Raw genomic sequence first — 19,183 nt, forward strand, 5'->3', positions numbered from 1 at the left:
GCTCAGGAAACGAGAAAGGCACGAGAGGTGCCGGTGAACGCGCTGATCCGGCCGTTCCAGCCGTTCTTCCAGTCGCCGTGATGCACGATCCGGTACTTGCCGATCGGGGTGTTCACGGGAATGTCCCAGGTGATAGTCGCCTTCGAGGTGGCGATACCGTCGCGCGCCCAGTGGTACTTCGTCGCCCAGTCGCCGTCGTCGGCGAACCGCACCCACTGCCCGTCCACCAGCCGCTGCACCTCGGCGAAAGTGCCGCCGCGCCGGAGGTTGTTCTTCGGATGGCCGGTCACGAACACCACCGACACCTGCTCCCCGCGCCGGTAACCGCTGTTCGCCTCGGTGAGCACCTCGCCGAAGTCCTTGAACAGCGGCTTGTCGTCGAACACCACCCCGGGCTGGAAGTTGATCAGCTTGCCGCGCAGGTCTCGCGGGATCGGACCGAGCGGCACCGGCCTGCCGGCCTTCATGGCCGCGGCCAGCCGCGCGAACTCCTGCTGGTAGGCGGGCAGCGTGTACCGGCCGAAGAGGGTGGACGCGCCTTCGTACTGCTGCGAGTCGTATTCCTCCGGCGTGGTCACGTACTGGCTGTAGGCGTTCGAGTAGCCCTGCATCAGCACGTTCTCCAGCGGCACGCCCAGCTCAGCGGCCACCACGCGGCGGATTCGCAGCCCGGCCACGATGGTGTACTCGGCCGGCCCCGCCACCAGGTACAGCTGGCCGATCCGCACCAGTTGCAGCGGCAGCACCTCGGGGCACCACGGATACGGCTTCATCGCGCCGAACGGCACGGCAACCACTTTGGGCGCCTGCGCGTCGGCCAGTGCCCGCGGAATCGGCGCGTCGATGCCGCCGAGCCAGTCGATGAACGGGTTCTTGATGCCCTCCGGAATCGGGATGCCCGGGCCGTCCTCGGTGCTGCCGGCCAGCATGGACGCGCCGATCGCCGCGGTGCAGGTGGTGTGCTGCCTGCCGTCCGGGGTGAACCGGCCGTGCACGGTCACCTTCGACAGGTCCACGAAGCACATCCGGTGGTCCACCGCGCCGGTCACCGCCTCCCCCGCCGCGTCGAAGGCGCGCTTGGCCGCGCGGAACTGGCGGTCGCCGATGATCCTGGTGTTCTCGAACTCGTCTTCGGTGGGCCCGGAACCGGGTTTGAGGTTGAGGTTCGGGGACATGTCGCCGGAGTTGGTCTGCGCGAAACAGGCCACGAACTCGTCGTTACCGTTTTCCCAGGCGAAAGCCGCGTAGCCCTTGTTGTCCGAGCTGATCAGCCGGTTCTCGTTGGTCATCGAAGTGCCGTGGGTGGCGAACCAGGTGATCGCCCCGACGTCGCGGCCGCCCTGGGCGAACCGCAGCACGGTGACCGCCGGATCGATGGACAGCGGGAAATGGTCCTTGTCCGACTGGGGGTTCAGCTCGAAGGCGGTGCGGGAACGGTTCGCGCTGGCGTCGGTCAGCTCGGTCCGGCCGATGCCGATGGTGCCCGGCTTCAGATCCTCGTGGGCGCGGGTGATCGCTTCGGTGATGCCGTCCACCACGGCGTTGTAGGTCTGCTCCTGGAACCCGAGGATGGACAGGTCGTAGGCCGCGTAGTGCGAGTCGCCACCGCAGGCCGCGTGCGTGTGCGTCGCGTTGAGCAGCACGTTCTGCTCGGTGTAGAGGTCACCGTAGGCGGCCTTCAGCTTCCGCAGCACGCCCTGGTGCACGGACTGGAAGAGCGCGCCCAGCTCCGCGGTGACGAACACGATCCGCCGGTTCGCGTCGGCCACGATGAACGCCCGCGCCCTGGTTCGCAGGTGAATTCCCGCGGTCTGCTGCTGCGGCATCGAGTAGCCCATCATGCCGTTCTCCGCGGCGGGCCCGGTCACGTCGGAGATACCGCGGCCGACCAGGTACGCCGCGGATTCCCCGGGCGCCTCGGCCTGCGCGCTGCCGAGCATTCCCGCGGCGAGCGGCACCGCCGCCGCACCGGCCAGCACGTGCCTCCGGGTGACGGGCATCCGCGTGTCCTCCTCCACCTTCGTTGAACGTGAACGTCATTCACGTTCCGCGTTGGTGAAGGAGGTTACGTGATCCGGTTCACCCTTGCCAAGGGACGAAAGCAGGGTGGGTGATCAGCGCAGGGTGTCCGCCACCGTGCGCAGCGTAGCGGCATCGCCGCGCAACAGGATCGTGGTGACCACGCTTTCCTCCCAGGCGGCGAGCTCGTCGCGGATCTTGGCCGCCGGGCCGATCAGCGAGGTGTCCTCGACCAGGCTGGTCGGGATCGCCGCCACGGCTTCTTCCTTGCGCCCGGCCAGGTACAGCTCCTGCACCTCGTCGGCGACCTTCTCGTACCCCATCCTGGCGAACACGTCGCGGTGGAAGTTGACCTGCTTCGCTCCCATGCCGCCGATGTAGAGCGCCAGCGCCGGCCTGATCAGGTCCGCGGCCTTCTCCACGTCGTCGTGCACGATCACCGGCACCGACGCGGCAACCTCGAAGTCCTTCGCGGTACGCCGCGCGCCGGGCCGTGCGAAGCCTTCCTCGATCGCCGACTTGTAGAAGGCGTTGCTCTTCGGCGAGAAGAACAGCGGCAGCCAGCCGTCGCAGATCTCGGCGGACAGCGCCACGTTCTTCGGGCCCTCCGCGGCGAGGTAGATCGGCAGGTCCTTGTGCAGCGGATGCACGGTGGACTTCAACGGCTTGCCCAGCCCGGTGCCGCCCTGTAGCGGCAACTGGAAGAAGTCGCCGTCGAAGGAGAGCGGCTTCTCCCGGGCGATGACCCGGCGCACGATCTCCACGTACTCCCTGGTCCGCGCCAACGGCTTCGGGTACGGCTGGCCGTACCAGCCCTCCACCACCTGCGGGCCGGAGGCGCCGAGGCCGAGCACGAACCGGCCGCCGCTGAGGTGGTCCATGGTCAGCGCGCTCATCGCGGTGGCCGTCGGCGTGCGCGCGGACATCTGCACGATGTTGGTGCCGAGCCTGATCCGCGTCGTGGAGCTGCCCCACCAGGCCAGCGGGGTGAAGGCGTCCGAGCCGTACCCCTCGGCGGTCCACACCGAGTCGAAGCCGAGCTGCTCGGCCTGCACGATCGCGTCCAGCGCCCCCGCGGGCGGGCCCGACGACCAGTACCCGATGTGGTAGCCCAGCTTCACGGTGGATCTCCTTACAGCTTCGGCGAATAATGCGTCGGACTGTCCCGTTCGTGCACCGGCGGCAGGTTCCGCCGGGGTGTCTCGACCAGCGGTGCACCGGCGGGAACCTGCCCGCGTACGCGCTGCCAGCCCGCCCTGGCCCGCGGATGGTAACGACGGTCGCGCGGCACCAGCTTGAATGCCGCGTTGATCAGTCTGCCCAACCGGCGGTGCCGGCGCTCGTCCTTACCGGTCCAGGTGTAGCCGAGTTTCTCCCGGATCGACTGGTCGTACAGGCCTACTGTCAGCCAGACGAAGTTACGCGCCACCATGCCGCGTACCAGCTTCCACGCCGGCATCGGCAGCCAGGGCAGGAAGTTCGGCTTCGGCAGCGCGCGGATGTCCAGCACGTCCCTGGTCGCCTTGTTGTCCTCGAGCACCTCGGCGCACATGTGCCGCCAGTACTCCTGGAAGTCCTCCCAGGTGGCGGGCACCGGCCGCATGCTCATGTCGTACATCCGGTACCACTGCACGTGCTCGTCGAACAGCTGCCGCCGCTGCGCTTCGGTCAGGCCGCCCATGAAGTTCTCCGCGATGTGCAGGGTGCTCACGAAGAAGGTGGAGTGGGCCCAGTAGAAGGTGTCCGGGTTCAGCGCGTGGTAGCGCCGGCCGTGCTTGTCGACACCCTTGATCGTGTCGTGGTAGCCGCGGACCTGCAGGGCCGTCCGATGGGCGCGCGGCCCGTCGTAGATCACCCCGCCGATCGGGTACAGCGAGCGGAACAGCCGCTGCCAGCGTTCCTCGAAGAACCGCGAGTGCTCCTCGACCCCGGCGCCGAGCTCGGGGTGCATGTTCTGCATCGAGCCGGCCCACAGCGCGATCAGCAGGCCGCGCCAGTCGCCGAAGTACCGCCAGGTGAGCGAGTCCGGACCGAGTGGCTCCGGCTCGGCTTGGCGCTGGACTGCCCGGTCTTCCAACTCGGTCATCGCCGGATCTCCTCATCGAGAGTAACTGACCACACCTGTTGTCAGGTTAGGATTGACAACCTCTGTAGTCAACTGAGGAGTAGGAACGAATGCCGACGACGGCCAGGACCTGGGGCGGTACCACGCTGACCGACCGCAAGGCCGCCCGCCGCGACCAGCTCATCGAGGCCGGCCTCGACCTGCTCGGCGACGAAGCCGGCCCGGCGGTGAGCGTGCGCGCCGCCTGCCGGCACGCCAAGCTCACCGAACGGTACTTCTACGAGAGCTTCGCCGACCGTGAAGAGCTGATCCTCGGGGTGTACGAGCACGTCGGCGCGGCCACCCACCAAGCGCTGGTGGACTCCGTGCGCGACGCTCCCCCAGCCGCCGCCGACCGTGCCGCGGCCGCGGTGAGCGCGTTCGTCGAGCTGATCCTGGACGACCCGCGGCTGGGCCGGGTGCTGCTGCTGGCCCCGATGACCGAGCCCGCGCTGAGCAAACGCGGGGTCGAGCTGCTGCCCGCGTTCGCCGCGCTGGTCCGCGAGCAGCTTCCCGCCAAGGCCGATGAGCTCGACCGCGAGATGACCGCGATCGGGCTGGTCGGCGCGCTGGCCAACCTGTTCATCGCCTACCTCAACGGCACCCTGGTCGTCTCCAGGGACCGGCTCGTCGCGCACTGCGTCAACCTCCTCACCCGCGCCGACGCCCTGCACCAGGGTCGTGAGTGAAAAACGTTGCCGGGACAACACTTTTCACTCACGACCGGCGGCGAGCTGGAGAGCGATGTCGATGATCATGTCCTCCTGGCCGCCGACGTACTTCCGTTCGCCGACCCGGTAGAGGATCTCGTGCGCGGGCACGCCATAACGCTCGGCGGCGCGCTCGGCGTGCAGCAGGAAACTGGAGTAGACCCCGGCGAAACCCTGCACGATGGACGAGCGGTCCATCACCGGCAGCCGCGTGATGTAGGGCTTCACCACGTTCTCCGCCGCATCCATCAGCACGTCCTTGTCCACCCCGGTCCGCACGCCGAGCCGCTCGAAGGTCGCCGCCAGCACCTCCGTCGGCGAGTTGCCCGCGCCCGCGCCGAGCGCGACCAACGAACCGTCGATCTGCCTTGCGCCGGCGCGATATCCGAGCACCGAGTTGGCCACCCCGAAGCTGAGGTTCTGGTGCCCGTGATAACCGACCTGCGCCTGCTCGCCGAGTTCCGCGACCAGCGCCGCGATCCGGTCCGCCGCCTCCTCCAGGATCAGCGCGCCCGCCGAGTCGACCACGTAGACGCACTGGCAGCCGGCGTCCACCATGATCCGGGCCTGCTTCGCCAGCGCCTCCGGAGTGGACATGTGGGACAGCATCAGGAACCCGACGGTCTCCAGGCCGAGCTTGCGCGCCTCGGCGAAGTGCTGGATCGACACGTCCGCCTCGGTGCAGTGCGTGGCGATCCGCACCGCGCCCGCACCGAGGGCGGCGGCCGCCTTGAGGTCGGTGACCGTGCCGAGCCCCGGCAGCAGCAGCACGGCGATCTTCGCGCGCTTCGCCTCGTCAACCGCGGCGGCGATCAGCTTCCGTTCGTCCACAAGGGAGAACCCGTAGTTGAAAGTGGACCCGCCGAGGCCGTCCCCGTGCGTCACCTCGATCAGGGAGACCCCGGCCGAGTCCAACGCGCGCACGGTGTCCCGCACGTTCTGCTCGGTGAACTGGTGCGCCATCGCGTGGCTGCCGTCGCGCAGGGTGGTGTCGACGATCCGCACCTCGCGGTCCACGTCGTCCCAGGTCGTCACGCCGCCACCTTCCGCTGTGCGATCAGCTCGCCGACGCGGGCCGCGGCGGCGGTCATGATGTCCAGGTTCCCGGCGTAGGTCGGCAGGTAGTCGCCGTTGCCCGCGACCTCCAGGAACACCGCCACCCTGGCGTTGCCGTTCCAGCCCGGCCGCGGATCGTCGTACTGCGGGTCGGCCTTGAGCGTGTAGCCGGGCACGTACCGCTGCACGTCGGCGACCATCCGGTGGATCGAGTCGGTGATCGCCGCCCGGTCCGCGTCCGGCGAGATCGCGCAGAACACCGTGTCCCGCATGATCATCGGCGGGTCCACCGGATTGATGATGATGATCGCCTTGCCCTTGGCCGCGCCGCCGACCTTCTCGATCCCCTGCGCGGTGGTCTCGGTGAACTCGTCGATGTTCGCCCTGGTGCCGGGGCCGGCCGAGCGCGAGGACACCGACGCGACGATCTCCGCGTAGGGCACCTCGGTGGTCCTGGCCACCGCGTGCACGATCGGGATGGTCGCCTGGCCGCCGCAGGTGATCAGGTTGAGGTTCGGCGCGTCGAGCTGGGCCGGCAGGTTCACCACCGGGCAGGTGAACGGGCCGGTCGCGGCCGGAGTCAGGTCCACCGCCTGGATACCGGCGTCGGCGTAGCGCGGCGCGTTGGCCAGATGCGCCTTCGCCGAGGTTGCCTCGAACACCAGGTCCGGCAGCGTGTCCCGGGACAGCAGCCAGTCGACCCCCTCGGCGGAGGTCTCCAGCCCCAGTTCCGCGGCCCGCGCCAGCCCGTCCGAGGCCGGGTCGACGCCGACCATGTACCGCACTTCGATCTGCTCGCTGCGCCGCAGCTTGGCGAGCAGGTCGGTGCCGATGTTGCCGGGGCCGACGATCGCGGCCACCGTTTTCCGCTGCACCATGGCATGGTCCCTTCCGGTCGGCTCCACCGTGCTCGCCGGGATGCGGCACACTCAACCCATGTGTGCCGCTGACCGGAACGACGACGGGCTGACCGCGAACCGCCTGACCGCACTGCTGACCGCGTTCGAACCCGGTGACGACGCGCTGGGCGTCTCGGAGCTGGCGAGGCGGACGGCGCTGCCGAAGTCCAGCGTGCACCGGCTGGTCGGGCACCTCGTCGCGGCCGGGCTGCTGGAGCGCGAACAGACCTCGGTTCGGCTCGGCCTCAAGCTGTTCGAGATCGGCCAGCTGGCCATCCGGCAGCGCGGGCTGGTCGATTCCGCGCGGCCGTACCTCGCCGACCTGCGGGAGGCCACCCGCAACACGGTGCATCTCGCGGTGCTGGAGGGCACCGAAGTCGTCTACCTGGATGTGGTGCGCGGCGCGGACGCACCCAACCTGCCTTCGCGCATCGGCGGCCGGTTTCCGGCGCACGCCACCGGGGTCGGCAAGGCGATGCTCGCCTACGCCCCGGCGTCGGTGCTGGACACCGTGCTCGCCGCCGGGCTGCCCCGGATCGGGCCGCGCACCATCACCGCGCCGGGGCTGCTCCGCCGCCAGCTCGCCAAGGTGCGGACCGACGGCGTGGCCTACGAACGGGAGGAGTCGCGAGCCGGGGTCACCTGCGCGGCGAGCCCGCTGCTGGACGGCCAGGGCCGCGCGGTGGCATCGATCTCGATTTCCGGCTGGAGCAACCGGATGCGCTTGGACCGCGTGGCCCCCGCAGTCCGCACCGCCGCACTGGCCCTCACCCGGACCCTCCGCTGAGGACGGTCAGAGGGCGGAGACGTTGCGCTCCGGGTGGCACGACGGGCGCAGTACCGGGACCTCGTCGAGCAGTCCCCGGCGCGCCAGCTCGGGACGCACGCCTTCGCCGAACCAGTACGCCTCCTCCAGATGCGGATAGCCGGACAGCACGAACTCCTCCACCCCGTGCGAGTGGTACTCCTCGATCAGGTCGGCGACCTCCTCGTGGCTGCCCACCAGCGCGGTGCCGGCACCGCCGCGGACGAGGCCGATCCCGGCCCACAGGTTCGGGTGGATCTCCAGCCCGCGCACCCCGGCGTCCAGCGCGCCGCCGTGCAGCGCGACCATCCGCCGCTGACCGACCGACTCACTGGCGGCGAGCTGCTGCTGCGCCTTGGCGACCTGCTCCGGGTTGAGCGCGTCCAGCAGCTTCTGCGCCTCCGCCCACGCCTCGGCCGAGCTGTCCCGCGAAATGGTGTGCAGCCGCACCCCGAACCGGACGGTCCGGCCCTGCGCCCGCGCCAGCTCCCGCACCTTGCCGATCTTCTCGGCCACCTGCGCCGGCGGCTCGCCCCAGGTGAGGTAGACGTCGGAGTGCTTCGCCGCGACCGGCAGCGCGGCCGGGGAGGATCCGCCGAAGTACAAGGGCGGCAACGGGTTCGGCGGCGCCAGGCTGGTCGCCCCTGCCACCTTGAGGTGCTCGCCGTCGAAGTCCACCGGCTGCCCGGACCAGATGCCGCGCACGATCGAAAGGAACTCGTCGGTGCGGGCGTAGCGCTGGTCGTGGTCGTGCCAGTCGCCGAACCGACGCTGCTCTACGGCGTCCCCGCCGGTCACGATGTTCAACAGCAGCCTGCCGCCGGAGATCCGCTGGTAGGTGCCCGCCATCTGGGCGGCCAGCGTCGGCGAGATCACCCCGGGCCGGAACGCGACCAGGAACTTCAGCCTGCTGGTCTCCCGGATCAGCGCGGCGGTACTCAGCCAGGCGTCCTCGCACCAGGTCCCGGTCGGGGTGAGCACGCCTTCGAAACCGATCTGCTCGGCGGCGCGGGCCACCTGCGCCAGGTAGTCGATGTCCGGATCACGCTGCGCGCTCGGCCCCTGCGAACGGTTCGCGTGGAACCGCTCGACGATGGTCCGGCCGTCACCGGAGGTGGGCAGGAACCAGTGCAGTTTCACGCTCATCGGTTGCTCGCTTCCAGATCGGGTCCGAACCGGCGGTCGACGAACTTGGCGAAGTCCACCTTGCCGGGCAATGTCCTGTCCGCGCTGAACGCGTCCGCCAGTTCCTGCTCCGAACGCACCACCTCGTCGTCCAGCGCGACCGGCTGATCGGGGCCGTTCTGCACCGCGGCCAGTGCGACCTCGGGCTTCAGCCCGGTCTCCTTCGCCCACGCGGCCGCCCATTCCGGCCGGTGCGTGTCCGCCCACCGCTGCGCCTTCGCCACCCGCACCACGTAGTCCCGGATCGCCGCGTTCTTGCCGGCGTCGCCCAGCGCGTTCACCCCGGCGACCTGGAAGGTGAAGCCGTTGGCCGTTCGGGTGCCGTCCACCAGCACCCTCGCCGAGGTCTCCAGCTTGGCCTGCGCGGTATACGGGTCCCAGATCGCCCACGCGTCCAGCTGGTGCTGGGTGAACGCGCTGTACGCGTCGGCGGGCTGCAGGAAGGAGATCTTGACATCCTTTGTGGACAGTCCGGCGTCGCGCAGGTTGTAGAGCAGCTGGCCGTGCGCGGAGCTGCCCTTGGCCACGCCGATGGTCTTGCCCCGCAGCTCCCGTACGTCACGCACCGGCGAGTCGGACGGCACCAGCAGCGCGTCACCTTTCACATCGCCCCTGGCCGCGCTGACCACGTTGATCTTCGCGCCGGCCGCGGCGGCGAAGATCGGCGGCGTGTTGCCCACCCCGCCGATGTCCACCGCACCCGCCGACGCGGCCTCCAGCAACGGCGGGCCGGAGGTGAAGGTCGCCCATTCGATCCGGTACGGCTGGCCGAGTTGCCCGGCCGCGGTCAGCAGGGTCTGGATGTTGCCCTTCTGATCGCCGACCTTCAGGGTCACCTTGGCCAGGTCCGCCGGACTGACCGGGGGCGGCACCGCCGCGGCCGTGGTCTCCGCCTTGCCACCGCAGCCCGCGACGGTTACCGCGGTCAGCAGGGCCGCTCCGGTCGCGAACAGCTTACGCAGCTTCATGTTCGGTCACTCCCAGGTCCGCCAGCACCCTCGTGCGGACGTCGATGTGGTCGGTGAGACGCCGTGGCCTGGCGTGGTCGAGCCGGTGCTGGGCCACGATGTGCCCGTCGCCGAGCACCAGCACGCGGTCGGCGAGCAGCAGGGCTTCGTCCACGTCGTGGGTGACCAGCAGCACCGACGGGCGGTGCCGCCGCCACAGGTCCTCCACCAGCCGGTGCATGGCCAGCCGGGTGAGCGCGTCCAGCGCGCCGAAGGGCTCGTCGAGCAGCAGCAGGTCCGGCTCGCGGACCAGCGCCCTGGCCAGTGAGACGCGCTGCGCCTCACCGCCGGACAGGGTGCGCGGCCAGGCGTCCGCGTGCCCGGCAAGCCGCACCTCGTCGAGGGCGCGGACGGCCAGCGCGCGATCGACGCCCTCGCGGTGCAGGCCGAGCACCACGTTGCGCCAGACCTTGCGCCAGGGCAGCAGTCTCGGCTGCTGGAAGGCGACCGACACCGCGCCGCGCACAGTGGCCGTGCCCTCGATCCGGTCGTCCAGCCCGGCCAGCACCCGCAGCAGGGTCGACTTGCCGGAACCGCTGCGGCCGAGCAGCGCGACGAACTCACCGCCCGCGATGTCCAAGTCCAAAGTAGACAGTACGGCGCGGTCGCCGAACCGCTTGGTCAGCCCGCGGACCTCGACCGTCACCGTGCTCGCCATCGCAGCGCCCTCCGTTCCACCAGGCGCACCACCGCGTCGGTGCACAGCCCGAGCACCGCGTAGACCAGCAGGCCCACCACGATCACGTCGGTGCGCAGGAACTCCCTGGCGTTGTTGATCAGGTAGCCGAGGCCGGCGTCGGCGTTCACCGTCTCGCCGACGATCAGCGCCAGCCAGGCCACCCCGAGCGACTGCCGCAGGCCGACCAGGGTCTGCGGCACCGCGGCCGGCAGCACCACGTGCCACAGCCGCTCGGCGCGGGTGTAGCCGAGCGCGGTGGTCGCCTCCACCAGGTCGCCGTCCACGTTGCGGATGCCGGAATGCACGTTGAGGTACAACGGGAACAGCACACCCAGCGCGACCAGCGCGATCTTGGGTTCCTCGCCGATGCCGAACCACAGGATGAACAACGGGATCAGGCCGAGGAACGGCAGCGTGCGCAGCATCTGCACCGGCGGGTCCACCAGCACGTTGCCCCACCGGGAAAGTCCCGCGACGATGCCGAGCAGCAGCCCGAGCGCCCCGCCGATGGCGAACCCGGCGGCCACCCGGCCGATCGACACGGCGAAGGCCTCACCGAGCTCACCGGTGCGCGCCACCTCCACGCCGGCCTGCAGCACGGTCCACGGCGAACTCAGTTTCTCCGCCGGCAGAAGTCCGCTTCCGCTGGCCAGCTGCCACAGCACGAGCAGCGCGATCGGGCTGATCCAGCGGCGCAGATCGAGGCGGCGACGGCGTTTTCGGGCGACCGGCGGCGCGGGCTCGGCCGCCGCGTCCGGGCGCGCGAGAACGCCCGTGGTGGAAATCGACACGGATTTCTCCCGGGTAAAAGGGATTCGTTGCAGGCGGGCTACCGGAAAGCGCGACAGATCGCACTCGCCTGCAGTCGGAGATCGACGTGCAGGCGGCACACGAGGTAGTCGCCGAGGCTCATGCGCCGAGTCTGCTGTCACCCCATCAGGTGAGTCAACATCCGGTCGCCACGTCCCGGGATGTGGTCAACACCGGCTCATCGGCTCGTCCCGAAGCAGCCCAACGTGACGTTCGGCCAATAGAAGACACCAAACGTCACATTGGGCTCGTACGGCGGTGGCGCGTCAGGCGGGGAGTTCGCTTTCGGGCGCGCCCTGCACGATCAGCGGGCGCAGTTTCATCACCCGGCCGGCCATGCCGCAGCCGACCACGCCGGTGACGATCCCGTCGCTCAGGTAGGCGGCGAGGAACTTGCGGCCGTCGTCGTGCAGCATCCGCACGGTGTCCCCGGCGCTCGGGTGGCCCAGCGCCTGGATCTTGAGGCCGTGCTGGTCGCTCCAGAAGTACGGCACCGGCACGTGCGCCGAAGGCTCGGCGCCGAGCAGGCAGTTCGCCACGATGGTCGCCTGCTCCCCGGCACCGGTCCAGTGCTCGTTGCGCACCGGCGTATCCAGTCCCCGCTGCCGCCAAGCCGCCACATCGCCGACCGCCCACACCCGCGGGTCGCTCGTCCGGCCGAACTCGTCGCACAGCACACCGTCGCCGATCTCCAGCCCGGAACCGGCCAGCCAGCCGCACAGCGGGGCCGAGCCGATCCCGCTGAGCACCAGATCGGTGCGCAGTTCGGTGCCGTCGGACAGCCGGGCCCCGGTCACCCTGCCTTCGCCGAGCAGTTCGGTGACCGACAGCCCGCAGCGCAGGTCCACCCCGGCCTCGACGTGCAGGCGGGCGACCAGCTTGCCGACCTGTTCGCCCAGCGCGGCGGCCAGCGGGGCGGGCTGCGGTTCGACCAGGGTCACCCGCAGATCAAGCGCCCGCAGCGCGGCCGCGGCCTCGCAGCCGATGAACCCAGCGCCGACAACCAGCGCGGACTCCGCGCCGTCCAGGTCGGCGCGCACCGCCAACACGTCGTCCACGGTGCGCAGCACGTGCACCCCGGCCAGGTCGCGGCCGATCGGCAGCCGCTTCGGCGCCAGCCCGGTGGCCACCACGAGCTGGTCGTAGCCGAGCGCGGTGCCGTCGTCGAGGGTCACCTGGCGGGCCGCGGTGTCCAGGCCGGTCGCGGTGACCCCGAGCCGCAGATCGATCTTGTTCTCGGTGAAGAAGTCCTCTTCGCGCAGTTTGATCGCGTCCACCGCGCGATCCCCGCGCAGTACCTCCTTGGACAGCGGCGGGCGGTCGTAAGGCAGGTGCGGCTCGGCACTGACCAGCGTGATCGAGCCGGTGGCGCCCGCCCGCCGGAGCCCTTCCGCGGTCCGCACTCCGGCGAGGCCGGCCCCGACGATCACCACTTGCTGCGCCTTGCCCATCGATTCCTCAGCCACCAGACCACTATATGGAAACGCGGCCCGTAAGGTCGGCCGGCATGAGTGTGGAGATCGAAGTCGCGGACGAGGCCACCGACGAACTGCTCGAAGCGTTCGGCCTGCTGCTGCCCCAGTTGTCCCGTACCGCCAAGCCGCTCGACCGCGCCGCGCTGACCAGGATGTTCTCCTGCGACAGCAACACCGTGCTGATCGCGCGGGACGGCGGCCGGGTCATCGGCACGCTCACCCTGGTGATGTTCCCGATCCCGTCCGGCCTGCGCGCCCGGATCGAGGACGTGGTGGTGGACGACAGCGCACGCGGGCAGGGCGTCGGCGGCGCGCTGACCGAGCACGCGTTGCGGCTGGCGCGGGCCGAAGGCGCCCGTACCGTCGACCTGACCTCGCGCCCCGAGCGGGCGTCCGCGAACCGGCTCTACGAAAAGCTCGGCTTCCAGGCCCGCGAATCGCGCGTCTACCGGTTCACCATGGAGTAAGGACTCAGCACCGGCGGTGCAGGGTGGCGATCTCCGCCAGCAGTGACCTCGCCACGTCGACCGCCGGTGGCCGCGCCTCCGAGCCCCACTGCACGATGGCCTCGGTCTCCGCGGCGAGCACCAGGGTGGCCAGCATCGCCGGGCGCCGGTCCCGCGCCGAGTCGATGCCCATCCGGCGGCGGGCCAGTTCGGCGATCCGCCTGCCCGCCAGCGTCCGGTCGATCATGAACAGGCCGTACAGCTCCGGGTTGGCTTCCAGCACCCGCTTCAGCAGCGGCAGCAACCGGTGCGCCCGCCCCTCCACCTCGGGGTCGCCGAACACCCTCGGCGCAACCTCCGCCCAGGCTCGCATGGACGAGACCAGCACGGTCTCCTCCGCCGGCCGCGTCTCCAGCGCGCGGACGAACGTGCGCAGGTAACCGCGGACCGCGCCGATGGTGAGCTGCTCCTTGCTCGGGTAGTAGCGGAAGAAGGTCCGTTCGGAAACCCCGGCGCGCTCGGCGATCTCGCGCACGGTGGGTCGGCTCGGCCCGTGCTCGGCGAACAGTTCGAGTGCAGCGTGCCAGATGGACATCGAGGTCCGCCGCTTGCGCAGGTCCCGCAGTGTGGGTGGATAGAGCTGGCCGGTCATGGCTGGCATCGAGTACCGCTTCCTATGGCAGTGCTGGCAGGAACCGGCCGTCCACCACCCCAGCGACGACCATTTCTCCCGGCGCCGATAGTAGCCATTTTCATCGTGCCGCACAGCCACCCTGTGGCATATCACTCGCCCGGACTAGATCGACCGGACTCGTACCGCCAGGGTTGCCAAGAATTGGTCACCGTTTGCTAACGGCGCGAACCAGAACGGCCACTGATCCGACGCGAATCCCCGGAAACCTGCTATCCGGCGGGCCGCTGGGGTAGGCTCATGGAAAGTTCAACACGCCGATTAGCAACTCTGGCACAAATGCGGGAGTTTCTGTCAACTAAAGTCGTGCCCAGAGAACTAGGACACACTGGACGTGGCGCGGAATTCGGCTACGTTCGCTGCATGACCACGGTTGCCGTACTCGCCCTCGACGGCGTCATGGGGTTCGATCTGATGGTGCCGAGCCAGGTCTTCGGCTCGGCGGCCGGCATCGACGGCTGGCCGCTGTACGAGACCCGGATCTTCGGCCCGGCGAAATGGGTCACCACCGAGGCCCAGTTCGGCAGCTGCCGACTGGAGGTGCCCTGGGGCATGGAAGCCTTGTCCGGCGCGGACATCGTGGTGGTTCCCGGACATTCGCCGGCATCGATTCCCGCGCCGGCCGCGGTGCTGGACGGACTGGTCGGCGCCGCCGAGGCGGGCAGCCAGATCGTGTCCATCTGCACCGGTGCGTTCATCCTCGCCGCCTCCGGACTGCTCGACGGCAGCAGGGCCACCACGCACTGGCGGTGCGCCGACGAGCTTGCCGCCCGGTTCCCGGCGGTCGAGGTCGAGCCGAACGTCCTGTTCGTCGACAATGGACAGGTGCTGACCTGCGCCGGAATGGCGTCCGGGGTGGACCTCTGCCTGCACCTGATCCAGCGCCAGTACGGTGCCGCGGTGGCGGCCGAGACCGCCAGGCGGAACCTGCGCCCGCCGCACCGGCCCGGCTCGCAGACGCAGTACGCGGAGTCCGTGCCGTACCGCCTCAGTGGACACACGCTGCAGGAGATCACCCGCTGGCTGGAAGCGAACCTGCACCGACGGCTCAGCATCGAGGAGATCGCGCGGTACGCCGAAACCAGCGTGCGCACGCTGAGCCGGCGTTTCCAGCGGGAGCTCGGCACCTCCCCGCAGCAGTGGCTGCTCAGCGCGCGGGTGCGGCGTGCCCAGCAGCTGCTGGAGACCACCGAGCTCACCGTCGACCAGATCGCCACGTCCTGCGGCTTCGGCCCATCGGAAAATTTACGTTATCATTTCGGTCGCCTCGCAAAAGTCACTCCGACGGCATATCGTGCCGGTTTCCGCAACACCGCCACCAGCGTCGCACGAGCGCACTGAACGGGAATTGACCGGCGCTTAACCTGGCGTACAGATAAACCCGGCGAAGATCCGGTCAGGCGACCTATAAAAGCAGTCGCATATGTATTGCCGGACACCCTCTTCTTCCTTGCCCGCGGAGAGCCGGGATACGCTCGCGCACACTTGAGATCCCGGCCGGAATTCCGCCCGGCGCCGCCGCACGGCCCATTCCCGAGGTGTTTGCTGATGAACAACAAGGTCGATACTCCCCCGGCTCGCGAAAGCGCACCGGCCCGCGTGCGGCGGCACTGGCGGCTGCCCGCACTGGTGCTCCTGGTCTGGGTGGTGCTCGGGGTGCTGTTCAGCGGGATGCCCGGCAAGCTGTCCGAGGTTCAGGTGAACGACGGCGTCTCCTTCCTGCCCGCGAAAGCGGAGGCGACCGAGGTGGCTAGGCTGCAGCAGGAGTTCGCCGGCGGCAAGATCCTGCCCGCGGTGGCGGTGTTCAGCCGGGACGCCGGGGTTGGCCCGGCGGACCAGGCTGCGATCACCGGCCGGGCCGAGGCGGCCGGGAAGGCGACCGGGCTCAGCGGCCCGGTGAGCCCGCTGATTCCCTCGCGGGACGGCAAGGCGGTGCAGCTGGTCGTGCCGGTGGCCGGGGAGGACGCGTTCGAGGCCGGCAAAACCGTGCAGCACCTCCGCGAAACCCTGCGTACCGGGCTGCCGGACGGGCTCGTCGTCAACGTGACAGGGCCCGGCGGGTTCAACGCCGATCTCGGCGAGGTGTTCGGCGGCATCGACGGCAAGTTGCTGCTGGTCACCGGGCTGGTGGTGATCGTGATCCTGGTGCTGGTGTACCGCAGCCCGCTGCTGCCGGTGGCGGTGCTCGCCTCCGCCGGGCTGGCGCTGATCATCGCATCGGCGGTGATCGAGCCACTGGCCGCGGCCGATCAGGTGGTGCTCAACGGGCAGACCCAGGGCATCCTGTTCATTCTGGTGTTCGGCGCCTCCACGGACTACGCGCTGCTGCTGGTCGCCAGATACCGGGAGGAACTGGCCCGGCACGCAGACGCCTTGTCCGCCATCACCGCGGCACTGCGGGCCTCCTTCGAGTCCATTGCAGCCTCAGCCGGCACGGTCATCCTCGGCCTGCTGTGCATGCTGTTCAGCGAGCTCACCTCGAACAAGGGCCTCGGCCCGGTGGCCGCGATCGGGATCGCCGCGTCCCTGCTCGCTTCGCTGACCTTCCTACCGGCGGTGCTCGCCCTGCTCGGCCGCGCTGCGTTCTGGCCGGTCCGCCAGAATAGCCGGCACGCGGACCGGAAAGGCTTGTGGCAGAAGGTTTCCGCGCTGGTCGGCCGGCGTTTCCGGCCGGTCTGGATCGTCACCGCGCTGGCGCTGGCCGTGCTCGCCGCCTTCTCCCCGATGCTGAAGTCCGACGGGGTCGGCCAGTCCGATCTCTTCCTGGACCGGGTGGACGCGGTCGCCGGGCAGGAAGCGCTCACCGCGCACTTTCCCGGCGGTGTCGGCGATCCCGCGGTGATCGTGGCCGACCAAGGTGCCGCACCCGCCGTCGCTGACGCGGCCGGCGCGGTGAACGGGGTGGCCGCGGTGCAGACGGCCACCGGCCAGGACGGCGCGCCGAAGGTGCTCGACGGCAAGGTGGAGATCGAGGCGACCCTGGACGCGCCCGCGGACTCCGCCGAGGCGAACGCGACGGTGGATCGGCTGCGCGAAGCGATGCACGCCATCCCCGGCGCGGAGGCGAAGGTGGGCGGGCAGACCGCGATCCAGGCGGAGGTGCGCGACGCGGCCGAACGGGACCGGCTACTGATCATCCCGATCGTGCTGGTGGTGATCTTCGGCGTGCTCGCGCTGCTGCTGCGCTCGCTGCTGGCGCCGCTGCTGCTGATCACCACCGTGGTGCTGTCCTTCGCGGCCACCCTCGGCGTCGGCGCGCTGGTCTTCAACAACCTGTTCGACTTCCCCGGTTCCGACCCGTCAGTGCCGCTCTACGCGTTCGTCTTCCTGGTCGCGCTGGGGATCGACTACAACATCTTCCTGATGACCAGGGTCCGCGAGGAAGCGCAGCGTGACGGCACCCGCGCGGGCACCCTGCACGCGCTCGGCGTGACCGGCGGCGTGATCACCTCCGCCGGGGTCGTGCTGGCCGCCACCTTCGCCGCGCTGTCGGTGCTGCCGATCCTGTTCATGGCGCAGATCGCGTTCCTGGTGGCCTTCGGCGTCCTGCTGGACACCCTGATCGTGCGCTCGCTGCTCGTGCCGGCCCTCACCATCGACGTCGGCCGCCGGGTCTGGTGGCCCGGTCGGCTCCGGCACGGCACGCCCTAGTTCAGCGCACGGGCGCGGGCCGGGGCGAGGAAGAGTGCGAGGGCGGCACCGGCGAGCACGACCGCGGTGGCGACCAGCACGCTGGAGTGGAAACCGGCCATGAACGCGGTGTCCGCCAGCCCCCGGTCCAGCCCTGCCGGCGCCTGCCCCTGCGCGACACCGTCCACTGTGGACTGAACTTGGGTCGCATCGGCCAGCCGCGCGGTCACCTGCCAGGACATCACCGCACCGAGCACCGCGATGCCGAGCACCCCGCCGAGCTGGGTGGCCACCTGCTGCAGGGCGGACGCGGAACCGGACTCCTCGGCCGGCACACCGGCCACGATCACCTGCGTGGTGGCGATCAGCGCGATACCGGTGCCGAGACCGAGCGCCAGCGCGAACGGCAGCACCCCGGCCTGGCTCGAGTCTCGGGTCAGCCCGCTGAACCCGAACATGCCGGCCGCGATCAGGACAAGGCCGCCGGTGGCCGGCCAGCGGGGGCCGAACCGCCCGGTCAGCGCGCCACCGAGCGGGGCGCTGAGCACGATCACCGCGGTCACCGGCAGCAGCCACTGCCCGGCCCGCACCGGATCGAGCCCGCGCAGGTTCTGCAGGTACAGGGTCAGGAAGAAGAGCAGGCCGAACAGGGAGAAGTAGGAGATCGCGGTGAGCCCGGCGCCGAGCGACACCGCGCGGACCCGCAGCAGGCCGAGTGACCGGCCCCGCCCGGCCGCCGCCCTGGACTCGGTGACCGCCCAGCGGGCGAGCGCCGCGGTGCCCAGCGCCACCGGCACGTTGATCAGGAACACCCACGGCCAGCCGAGCCCGGACACCAGCACCCCGGCCACGATCGGGCCCGCCGCGATGGACACCGCCGAGGCCCCGCCCCAGATGCCCAGCGCCAGCTCCAGCCGTTCCCGGGGAAAGGCGTCCCGCAGCAGGGCCAGCGCGGCGGGTTGCAGCAGCGCGCCGCACACGCCCTGGGCGGCCCGTAGCGCGATCAGCAGCCAGCCGGTGGTGGCCATCGCGAGCAGCAGCGACACCAGCCCGAAGCCGAGGATCCCGGCCAGGAAGGTGGCCCGGCGGCCGAACCGGTCGGCCAGCCTGCCCGCCGGCAGCAGGCAGACCGCCAGCGCCAGCAGGTAGGCGTTCGCGATCCACTGCAGCTCGCCAAGCGAAGCCCCCACCGAACGGGCGATGTCCGGCCCGGCGATGGTCAGCGCGGTGCCGTCGAGGCCGGCCATCATGCCACCGAGCGAGACCGCGAGCAGTGTCCACCACGGACGCGTCCCACCCGAAGATCCGGCCATTGTTCCAATCCTTCCAGTAATGGTGTCCTGAATTCGGTTCTTACTGCCATTGGCAGTCCTGCTGGATTCACCGACACCGGGTCGCACCAATCCGCCCAACTAAAGTCGCAAGCCGCCAATAATCGGTTTCGGAACAGTGAAATCGTGGTAACTCCAACCCGCTGACCTGCTGCGAGTGCGATGCTTCACAGAGCGGACCCGTTGCCACGCCAACGACGGCTGGCGTAGCGTCCGCGCCATGCGCTACTTCGCCGAGCCCGCTTATGCACAGCGGTAAAGCCGCCTCGAAAATAGCGCACACCTAAAGCGGAACGCCAGCGTCGGTCACTTTCCGCCACCACTGGAAACCAATCA

At 70.0% G+C, this 19,183-nt stretch carries 17 protein-coding genes; 5 read left to right on the plus strand and 12 right to left on the minus strand.

Translation table 11 applies throughout. The annotated features are described in order from the left end of the window. Positions 1 to 2: 2 nt before the first annotated feature. The 3 genes from AMYNI_RS0139435 to AMYNI_RS0139445 all read right to left on the minus strand — a co-directional run bounded on the left by AMYNI_RS0139435 (position 3) and on the right by AMYNI_RS0139445 (position 4,105). Entirely contained in the window at positions 3 to 2,000 is a 1,998-nt protein-coding gene (locus AMYNI_RS0139435) for a neutral/alkaline ceramidase (RefSeq protein ID WP_026361500.1), read from the minus strand. 114 nt (positions 2,001 to 2,114) lie between these two features. Then, positions 2,115 to 3,140 (minus strand): LLM class F420-dependent oxidoreductase, encoded by a 1,026-nt coding sequence (locus tag AMYNI_RS0139440; RefSeq protein ID WP_020673647.1) that lies wholly within the window; start codon positions 3,138 to 3,140, stop codon positions 2,115 to 2,117. A gap of 11 nt (positions 3,141 to 3,151) precedes the next feature. Next, complete coding sequence (locus tag AMYNI_RS0139445) at positions 3,152 to 4,105, minus strand: oxygenase MpaB family protein (RefSeq protein ID WP_020673648.1); 954 nt, start codon at positions 4,103 to 4,105, stop codon at positions 3,152 to 3,154. An 89-nt stretch (positions 4,106 to 4,194) separates the two neighbouring features. On the opposite strand from AMYNI_RS0139445, the gene AMYNI_RS0139450 reads away from it, so the two are divergent. Then, positions 4,195 to 4,812 (plus strand): TetR/AcrR family transcriptional regulator, encoded by a 618-nt coding sequence (locus AMYNI_RS0139450; RefSeq protein WP_020673649.1) that lies wholly within the window; start codon positions 4,195 to 4,197, stop codon positions 4,810 to 4,812. Positions 4,813 to 4,836: 24 nt separating this feature from the next. Here the strand turns inward: AMYNI_RS0139450 and dmpG are convergent, their stop codons facing one another. Beyond that, on the minus strand, positions 4,837 to 5,868 hold the full coding sequence (gene dmpG / locus AMYNI_RS0139455) for a 4-hydroxy-2-oxovalerate aldolase (protein WP_020673650.1): 1,032 nt from the start codon (positions 5,866 to 5,868) through the stop codon (positions 4,837 to 4,839). Continuing rightward, positions 5,865 to 6,767: an acetaldehyde dehydrogenase (acetylating) gene (locus AMYNI_RS0139460; RefSeq protein ID WP_020673651.1), complete on the minus strand. Its 903-nt coding sequence runs from the start codon at positions 6,765 to 6,767 to the stop codon at positions 5,865 to 5,867. The genes dmpG and AMYNI_RS0139460 overlap by 4 nt, the downstream gene beginning before the upstream one ends. A 58-nt stretch (positions 6,768 to 6,825) precedes the next feature. Between AMYNI_RS0139460 and AMYNI_RS0139465 the strand changes: the two genes are divergently transcribed. Further along, positions 6,826 to 7,575 carry an IclR family transcriptional regulator gene (locus AMYNI_RS0139465; protein WP_026361502.1) on the plus strand — a complete coding sequence of 250 codons (750 nt, stop codon included), beginning with the start codon at positions 6,826 to 6,828 and terminating at the stop codon, positions 7,573 to 7,575. Between the two features lie 6 nt (positions 7,576 to 7,581). On the opposite strand, the gene AMYNI_RS0139470 is transcribed toward AMYNI_RS0139465, so the two are convergent. The 5 genes from AMYNI_RS0139470 to AMYNI_RS0139490 all read right to left on the minus strand — a co-directional run bounded on the left by AMYNI_RS0139470 (position 7,582) and on the right by AMYNI_RS0139490 (position 12,740). Next, positions 7,582 to 8,739 (minus strand): LLM class flavin-dependent oxidoreductase, encoded by a 1,158-nt coding sequence (locus AMYNI_RS0139470; RefSeq protein WP_020673653.1) that lies wholly within the window; start codon positions 8,737 to 8,739, stop codon positions 7,582 to 7,584. Next, the gene (locus AMYNI_RS0139475) at positions 8,736 to 9,746 is read right to left on the minus strand and encodes an ABC transporter substrate-binding protein (protein ID WP_020673654.1); all 1,011 of its coding nucleotides are present in this window, start codon (positions 9,744 to 9,746) and stop codon (positions 8,736 to 8,738) included. Before AMYNI_RS0139475 ends, AMYNI_RS0139470 begins: the two co-directional genes overlap by 4 nt. Then, positions 9,733 to 10,443, minus strand: coding sequence for an ABC transporter ATP-binding protein (locus tag AMYNI_RS0139480; protein WP_020673655.1), 711 nt, complete (start codon positions 10,441 to 10,443; stop codon positions 9,733 to 9,735). The genes AMYNI_RS0139475 and AMYNI_RS0139480 overlap by 14 nt, the downstream gene beginning before the upstream one ends. Further along, complete coding sequence (locus AMYNI_RS0139485) at positions 10,428 to 11,255, minus strand: ABC transporter permease (RefSeq protein ID WP_020673656.1); 828 nt, start codon at positions 11,253 to 11,255, stop codon at positions 10,428 to 10,430. The genes AMYNI_RS0139480 and AMYNI_RS0139485 overlap by 16 nt, the downstream gene beginning before the upstream one ends. Before the next feature lie 285 nt (positions 11,256 to 11,540). Then, positions 11,541 to 12,740: an NAD(P)/FAD-dependent oxidoreductase gene (locus AMYNI_RS0139490; protein ID WP_245574103.1), complete on the minus strand. Its 1,200-nt coding sequence runs from the start codon at positions 12,738 to 12,740 to the stop codon at positions 11,541 to 11,543. A gap of 41 nt (positions 12,741 to 12,781) precedes the next feature. On the opposite strand from AMYNI_RS0139490, the gene AMYNI_RS0139495 reads away from it, so the two are divergent. Beyond that, positions 12,782 to 13,216, plus strand: a complete 435-nt coding sequence (locus AMYNI_RS0139495; RefSeq protein WP_020673658.1) for a GNAT family N-acetyltransferase — start codon at positions 12,782 to 12,784, stop codon at positions 13,214 to 13,216. A gap of 4 nt (positions 13,217 to 13,220) precedes the next feature. Here AMYNI_RS0139495 and AMYNI_RS47625 read toward each other — a convergent pair whose 3' ends face one another. After that, positions 13,221 to 13,856, minus strand: a complete 636-nt coding sequence (locus tag AMYNI_RS47625) for a TetR family transcriptional regulator (protein ID WP_084628588.1) — start codon at positions 13,854 to 13,856, stop codon at positions 13,221 to 13,223. 393 nt (positions 13,857 to 14,249) lie between these two features. Between AMYNI_RS47625 and AMYNI_RS0139505 the strand changes: the two genes are divergently transcribed. After that, the gene (locus AMYNI_RS0139505) at positions 14,250 to 15,227 is read left to right on the plus strand and encodes a GlxA family transcriptional regulator (RefSeq protein WP_020673660.1); all 978 of its coding nucleotides are present in this window, start codon (positions 14,250 to 14,252) and stop codon (positions 15,225 to 15,227) included. A gap of 207 nt (positions 15,228 to 15,434) precedes the next feature. Then, positions 15,435 to 17,537, plus strand: a complete 2,103-nt coding sequence (locus AMYNI_RS0139510; RefSeq protein WP_020673661.1) for an MMPL family transporter — start codon at positions 15,435 to 15,437, stop codon at positions 17,535 to 17,537. Here AMYNI_RS0139510 and AMYNI_RS0139515 read toward each other — a convergent pair. Beyond that, positions 17,534 to 18,829 carry an MFS transporter gene (locus AMYNI_RS0139515; RefSeq protein WP_020673662.1) on the minus strand — a complete coding sequence of 432 codons (1,296 nt, stop codon included), beginning with the start codon at positions 18,827 to 18,829 and terminating at the stop codon, positions 17,534 to 17,536. The genes AMYNI_RS0139510 and AMYNI_RS0139515 overlap by 4 nt on opposite strands. Positions 18,830 to 19,183 lie beyond the last annotated feature (354 nt).

The sequence above is a fragment of the Amycolatopsis nigrescens CSC17Ta-90 genome (assembly GCF_000384315.1).
GTDB lineage: Bacteria > Actinomycetota > Actinomycetes > Mycobacteriales > Pseudonocardiaceae > Amycolatopsis > Amycolatopsis nigrescens.

Bases quoted from the DNA above. Each gene is read 5' to 3' on its own strand.
- AMYNI_RS0139475 (WP_020673654.1), bottom strand. From the start codon at position 9,746: ATGAAGCTGCGTAAGCTGTTCGCGACCGGAGCGGCCCTGCTGACCGCG.
- AMYNI_RS0139495 (WP_020673658.1), top strand. From the start codon at position 12,782: ATGAGTGTGGAGATCGAAGTCGCGGACGAGGCCACCGACGAACTGCTC.
- AMYNI_RS0139465 (WP_026361502.1), top strand. From the start codon at position 6,826: ATGTGTGCCGCTGACCGGAACGACGACGGGCTGACCGCGAACCGCCTG.
- AMYNI_RS47625 (WP_084628588.1), bottom strand. From the start codon at position 13,856: ATGCCAGCCATGACCGGCCAGCTCTATCCACCCACACTGCGGGACCTG.
- AMYNI_RS0139435 (WP_026361500.1), bottom strand. From the start codon at position 2,000: ATGCCCGTCACCCGGAGGCACGTGCTGGCCGGTGCGGCGGCGGTGCCG.
- AMYNI_RS0139445 (WP_020673648.1), bottom strand. From the start codon at position 4,105: ATGACCGAGTTGGAAGACCGGGCAGTCCAGCGCCAAGCCGAGCCGGAG.
- AMYNI_RS0139460 (WP_020673651.1), bottom strand. From the start codon at position 6,767: ATGGTGCAGCGGAAAACGGTGGCCGCGATCGTCGGCCCCGGCAACATC.
- AMYNI_RS0139450 (WP_020673649.1), top strand. From the start codon at position 4,195: ATGCCGACGACGGCCAGGACCTGGGGCGGTACCACGCTGACCGACCGC.
- AMYNI_RS0139480 (WP_020673655.1), bottom strand. From the start codon at position 10,443: ATGGCGAGCACGGTGACGGTCGAGGTCCGCGGGCTGACCAAGCGGTTC.
- AMYNI_RS0139470 (WP_020673653.1), bottom strand. From the start codon at position 8,739: ATGAGCGTGAAACTGCACTGGTTCCTGCCCACCTCCGGTGACGGCCGG.
- AMYNI_RS0139510 (WP_020673661.1), top strand. From the start codon at position 15,435: ATGAACAACAAGGTCGATACTCCCCCGGCTCGCGAAAGCGCACCGGCC.
- AMYNI_RS0139515 (WP_020673662.1), bottom strand. From the start codon at position 18,829: ATGGCCGGATCTTCGGGTGGGACGCGTCCGTGGTGGACACTGCTCGCG.
- AMYNI_RS0139505 (WP_020673660.1), top strand. From the start codon at position 14,250: ATGACCACGGTTGCCGTACTCGCCCTCGACGGCGTCATGGGGTTCGAT.